Below are 5,443 nucleotides of genomic sequence, written 5' to 3'. Positions count from 1 at the left end.
CGACTTCACGGCATTGGCCGAGACGCGCAGGCGGATGCCGCGGCCGAGGGTGTCGGAGATGAAGGTCACGTTGACCAGGTTCGGCAAAAACCGGCGCTTGGTCTTGATGTTCGAATGGCTCACCTTGTGGCCGACCTGCGGGCCCTTCAGTGTCAGTTCACAACGCCGGGACATGGCGAAAATCCTCTGTCATCCCCGCCTGCGACCATCAGGCCGGGCAGGGGTTCAAAAATCACGTCCATTTCAGGAGCCGCGGACGTATAGGGTTTTGAGCTGCCGACGTCAAGGCGAGTCACGGAAATGACATGCCAGGCGGCCTGCCTTTCAGGACTTGCGCTCGATCACGGCCCGCCCGTCAGGCGGGTGCAGCGGCAGCGGCCCTCTCATAGCCGGTCCCGATCGCGGATACCACAGGGAACTGGCCGCAAATGCCGAATGGGCGTTGGAAAGCGGCGCAGTTCCCATCATATAAACGACGTATTCCGGCCGGACACGGTGACCATGCCCGGATCCTGCAAGGTGAGACGCGACGTGGACTGCCAAGGTCTTCCCCATCAAGGCCTCCCCCATTTCCGCTCCGGGCCTCGCAGCACCAGGCCGATGATGCGCGCGCGGCGCCTGCTGATGGCGGGCGCGCTCGGCCTTCTGGCCGCCGTGCTGCTGGCCCATCCCCGGCCGGCTGCGGCGCAGGGCAAGGTGGAAGCCAAATATGAAGCCAGCCTCGCCGGCATTCCGGTGGGCAAGGGCACCTGGGCCATCGACATCACCGAGGATCAATACAGCGCGGCGGCGACCGGCGGCACCGCGGGTTTGCTGAAGGCGTTTTCCGGCGGCTCCGGCTTCGGCCAGGCGCAGGGCCGCGTGGTCGCGGGCCAGCTCGGCCCCACCAATTATTCCGCCACCACCACCTCGGCGAAGAAGTCCGAAGCCATCAAGATGCAGATCGCGCTCGGCTATGTGAAGGAATTCTCCATCGAGCCGGAGCCGCCGGCCGATCCCGAGCGCATCCCGGTGACCGATGCGCATCGCCGCAATGTGATCGATCCGATGACCGGCTCGCTGCTGACGGTGCCCGGCACCGGCAATGTGCTGGCGCCGGATTCCTGCCGCACCGGCACGGCGATCTTCGACGGCCGCATGCGCTATGACATCAAGCTCGACTACAAGCGGATGGAGCAGGTGAAGGCCGAGAAGGGCTATCACGGCCCGGCCATCGTCTGCGCCGTCTATTTCACGCCCATCGCCGGCTATGTGCCGGACCGCGCCGCCATCAAATATCTCGCCGCCCAGCGCAACATGGAGGCGTGGCTGGTCCCCGTCGCCGGCACCCGCGTGCTGGTGCCCTATCGCGTGACGATCCCGACCCCGCTCGGCCAGGCGATGCTGGAAGCGACCGAGTTCGTGACCACGGCCGCGCCGGCCAAGGCGGCGGCGAAGACGAATTGAGGGGCGCAAGAGCGCTGCCTCTGTATTGCCGCAAGACTTTCGGGAAAACCGGGTTTTCGACGGCGGATTCCTGCGGCAAACCAGTGGCTGCTGCGGCAGACCGGCGGCCGGCTTGCGGCATTCCAGCGGCGCCGAAGCGCAGTTGACTCTTTGGCCAATCGGAGTCCGTCGGACTCGACGTTATGCACATGAATCTACAGGCCTTGTTGCCCTGTCACAAACTTGATCTAGTGAGGACAAAGGGCGCTCGCCGCGACATCTTGGGGGTGAACGGCCCCGGCCGGTGCGGAGTCACCGATTCGGGCCGGTTTCGTTCCGGAGTCGTTCCAGACCACGCTTGCCTTGACAGAAGGCCGCTCGGAAATACTTGAAAACCATGGCCTTTTCGCATTCCCCGCTCGGTACTGGCCGGGCGCCCGGCGCCGGCGTCACCGCCGTCCTCGGTCCCACCAATACCGGCAAGACCCATCTCGCCATCGAGCGGATGCTGGCGCATCCCTCTGGAATCATTGGGCTTCCGCTCCGCCTGCTGGCCCGCGAGGTGTATAACAAGATCCTCGCCCGCGTCGGCCCGGAAGCCGTTGCGCTGGTTACCGGCGAAGAAAAGATCAAACCGTCAAAACCACGATATTGGGTATCCACCGTCGAGGCGATGCCACGAGATCTTGATGTGTCGTTCCTGGCCGTGGACGAAATCCAGATCGCCGCCGATCTCGAGCGTGGACATGTGTTCACGGACCGCATCCTGAATCGCCGCGGCCGCGACGAAACATTATTGCTCGGCGCCGCCACGATGCGCCCGATCGTCGAGAAATTACTCCCTGGAATCAACGTGGTAACCCGCCCGCGGCTATCCACGCTGGAATTCGCCGGCGACCGCAAGATCACCCGCCAGCCGCGCCGCACCGCCATTGTCGCGTTTTCCGCCGATGAAGTTTATGCCATCGCCGAACTCATCAAGCGCCAGCACGGCGGCGCCGCGGTGGTGCTCGGAAGTCTTTCTCCGCGCACGCGAAATGCCCAGGTCGAGCTGTTTCAATCCGGCGATGTCGACTATCTCGTCGCCACCGATGCGGTCGGCATGGGCCTCAATCTCGACGTCGATCACGTCGCCTTCGCCTCTGATCGCAAATATGACGGCTACCAGTTCCGCCGCCTAACCCCTTCCGAATTCTCGCAAATCGCCGGCCGCGCCGGCCGCGCCACGCGCAATGGCACCTTCGGCACCACCGGCCGCTGCGAGCCGTTCGAGCCCGAACTCGTCAATCAGCTGCAGAACCACATCTTCGATCCCGTCAAAGTGCTGCAATGGCGCAATTCCAGGCTCGATTTCGCGTCCATTGCCGCCCTTCAGGTCTCGCTCGCCGAGTCTCCGCGGCATGAAGCACTGACGCGCGCGCCGATCGCGGAAGACCTGCGCGTGCTCGATCACGCCGCGCGCGATGGCGATGTACGCGACATGGCGCAGGGCCGGGACGCCGTCGAAAGACTGTGGGACGCCTGCCAGATTCCCGATTACCGCCGCATCGCGCCGGCCGCCCATGCGGAGCTGGTGACGACGATCTTCGACTTTCTGATGAAGCGCGGCCGCATTCCCGATGCCTGGTTCGGCGCCCAGATCGCGCAGGCGGATCGCACCGACGGCGATATCGACACGTTATCGGGCCGGATCGCGCAGATTCGGACCTGGACCTTTGTGGCAAATCGTCCTGATTGGCTCGCAGATGCCGAACATTGGCAGGGAATCTCCCGTGAATTGGAAAATAAACTGTCAGATGCCCTTCATGAGAGGCTTACAGAGCGTTTCGTTGATCGTCGTACCAGTGTATTGATGCGCCGCTTGCGGGAAAACACGATGCTGAATACTGAAATTGGTAAGACGGGCGAAGTTGTTGTCGAGGGCCACACCATTGGCCGGCTCGATGGTTTTACATTCTTGCCCGATGCGGCCGAAGCCGGCTCCGATGCGAAGGCCTTGCAGGCCGCTGCCTCGAAGGCGCTGGCCGGCGAGATCGACGCGCGCGCGGAAAAACTCTCCAATGCGCCGGACGATCAGCTGGTCCTCACCTCCGATGGCACGCTGCGCTGGACCGGCGACGCGGTCGCGAAGCTTGTGGCTGCTGATGATGTTCTGCAGCCCCGTCTCCGCATCATTGCTGACGAGCGCCTCACCGGTGCGCCGCGCGATGCCGTGCAGGCTCGCCTCGATCTCTTTCTGAAGACGCATATCGAAAAGCTGCTCGCGCCGCTGTTCGAACTCGCAAAGGCTGAAGACGTCACCGGCATCGCACGTGGCATCGCCTTCCAGCTCAATGAAGCGCTCGGCGTGCTCGAGCGACAGAAGATTGCCGCCGAGATGAAGGATCTCGACCAGCCGTCGCGCGCCCTGCTGCGTAAGTATGGCGTGCGCTTCGGCGCCTATCACATCTATTTCCCGAACCTGCTGAAGCCGGCTGCGCGCTCGCTCGCCGCGCTGCTGTGGGCGCTGAAGCAGGACAATGTCGACATGTCCGCGCTGTCCAGCGCGCAGCATCTCGCAGGCTCGGGCCGCACCTCGTTCCCGGTGGACAAGGTGCTCGGCCGCGATGCCTATCGCGTGCTCGGCTATCGCCATGCCGGCGAGCGTGCCGTGCGTGTCGATATTCTCGAACGTCTTGCCGATCTCATTCGTCCCGCTCTGTCGTGGCGCGAGAATTCGCCGGGCGAGAAGCCGGCGGGCGCCTATGATGGCCGCAGCTTCACCGTGACCCAGGCGATGACTTCGCTCACCGGCTCGGCTGGCGAAGATTTTGCGTCGATCCTGCGTGCACTCGGCTATCGCATGGAGAAGAAGCCGGCGCTGCCGCCCGCTCCGCCGAAGCCACTGGCTGCGACCACGCCGATCGAAGCGGCGACTGCCGATGCAACGGTGGAAGCGACGACGGATGCGCCTGCGTCCGATGCTGCGCAGACCGATGTTGCTGCGGAAGCCGCGCCGACCAGCGAAGCCGTTGCTGCAGAGCCGGTTGCGCAGGTTGAGGCGACCGAGACTGCCGAAGCTCCTGCGGTGGAAGAGACTGCTGCTCCATCGTCTGCATCGCTGCTGCCGGAAGTCTCGCCGGTCGCCAGCGAGCCCGTGGTTGAAGCGCCTGCGCAGGCGACGACGGAAGAAGCTGCTCAGGTTGATGCCGCAGTTGCCGAGGCTGCTCCTGCAGAGGCTGCTGCTGCTGATGCTCCTGCCGCGGAAGCAGCTGCGCCTGCCGAGCCAGAAATGGTCGAGGTCTGGCGTCCTGGTGGCCGTTCCGACGAACGCCGTCCGCCGCGCCATGATCGCAATCGCAATCAGCACCGCCGTGACAACAATGCCGGGCAGGCTGCTGTTCCGGCCGGCCAGGCTGAAGGTGCGACCAACGAAGGTGGCCGCGGCAATCGCGGGGATCGCAATGGTGGTCGTCGCGATCGCGATGGTGATCGTGGCGGCAACAAGGATTTCCGTCGCCCGCGCAACGATGCGCCCGGCGGTGGTGCGCCGAACCGCGAAGCGCGTGGCGATCGCAGCAACGACAAGGGCGGCGGCCGTCCGCCGCGCGATCAGCGCTTCGGCGGCGGCAAGGGCAAGTTTGGCGACAAGGGCCGCGAAGGTGGCCGCGACAGGGATCGTGGCGGTGCCACGCGCCCATTCGCGTCCAGCGCCTCGCCGCGGGATCGTGGCGGCGCAATGGATCCGAATTCGCCTTTCGCCAAGCTCGCTGCGCTCAAGGAGCAGCTGGGCAGCAAGGAATAGGCTCTGCTGTAGCCCGGATGGAGCGAAGCGAAATCCGGGAACCGGCGTTTCAGCTATTTCGACATCCCCGGATTGCGCTGCGCTCCATCCGGGCTACGGATCTGGTGCCTGATTGGACCGACAGCGTCTCGACAAATGGCTGTGGCATGTGCGGGTGGTGAAAGCCCGCACCAGTGCAGCTGCGCTGGTCGAGGGTGGCAGGGTCCGGGTTAATGGCGAGCGGCAGAAGTCGCC

General features: G+C 64.6%; 4 protein-coding genes. 3 read left to right on the top strand and 1 reads right to left on the bottom strand.

Translation table 11 applies throughout. From position 1 onward, the window contains the following. Positions 1-174 (bottom strand): 50S ribosomal protein L28 (gene rpmB, locus ACIQ17_RS30255; RefSeq protein ID WP_398473161.1); only part of this gene is annotated, 174 nt, incomplete at its 3' end. A 426-nt stretch (positions 175-600) separates the two neighbouring features. Between rpmB and ACIQ17_RS30250 the strand changes: the two genes are divergently transcribed. From ACIQ17_RS30250 to ACIQ17_RS30240, 3 genes are all read left to right on the top strand, one after another. Next, the gene (locus ACIQ17_RS30250) at positions 601-1,446 is read left to right on the top strand and encodes a DUF3108 domain-containing protein (protein WP_398473159.1); all 846 of its coding nucleotides are present in this window, start codon (positions 601-603) and stop codon (positions 1,444-1,446) included. A 376-nt stretch (positions 1,447-1,822) separates the two neighbouring features. Then, the gene (locus ACIQ17_RS30245; RefSeq protein ID WP_398473158.1) at positions 1,823-5,209 is read left to right on the top strand and encodes a helicase-related protein; all 3,387 of its coding nucleotides are present in this window, start codon (positions 1,823-1,825) and stop codon (positions 5,207-5,209) included. A 112-nt stretch (positions 5,210-5,321) separates the two neighbouring features. Beyond that, the coding region (locus tag ACIQ17_RS30240) for a S4 domain-containing protein (protein WP_398473160.1) at positions 5,322-5,443 on the top strand (122 nt) is incomplete at its 3' end.

Origin of the sequence: Tardiphaga sp. (assembly GCF_044340795.1) — a bacterium.
In the GTDB taxonomy this organism is placed as follows: Bacteria; Pseudomonadota; Alphaproteobacteria; order Rhizobiales; family Xanthobacteraceae; genus Tardiphaga.
This window is presented reverse-complemented; position numbering and strand designations above follow the sequence as displayed.

Coding starts and splice junctions, on each gene's coding strand:
- ACIQ17_RS30250 (WP_398473159.1), top strand. CDS start 601: ATGATGCGCGCGCGGCGCCTGCTGATGGCGGGCGCGCTCGGCCTTCTG.
- ACIQ17_RS30245 (WP_398473158.1), top strand. CDS start 1,823: ATGGCCTTTTCGCATTCCCCGCTCGGTACTGGCCGGGCGCCCGGCGCC.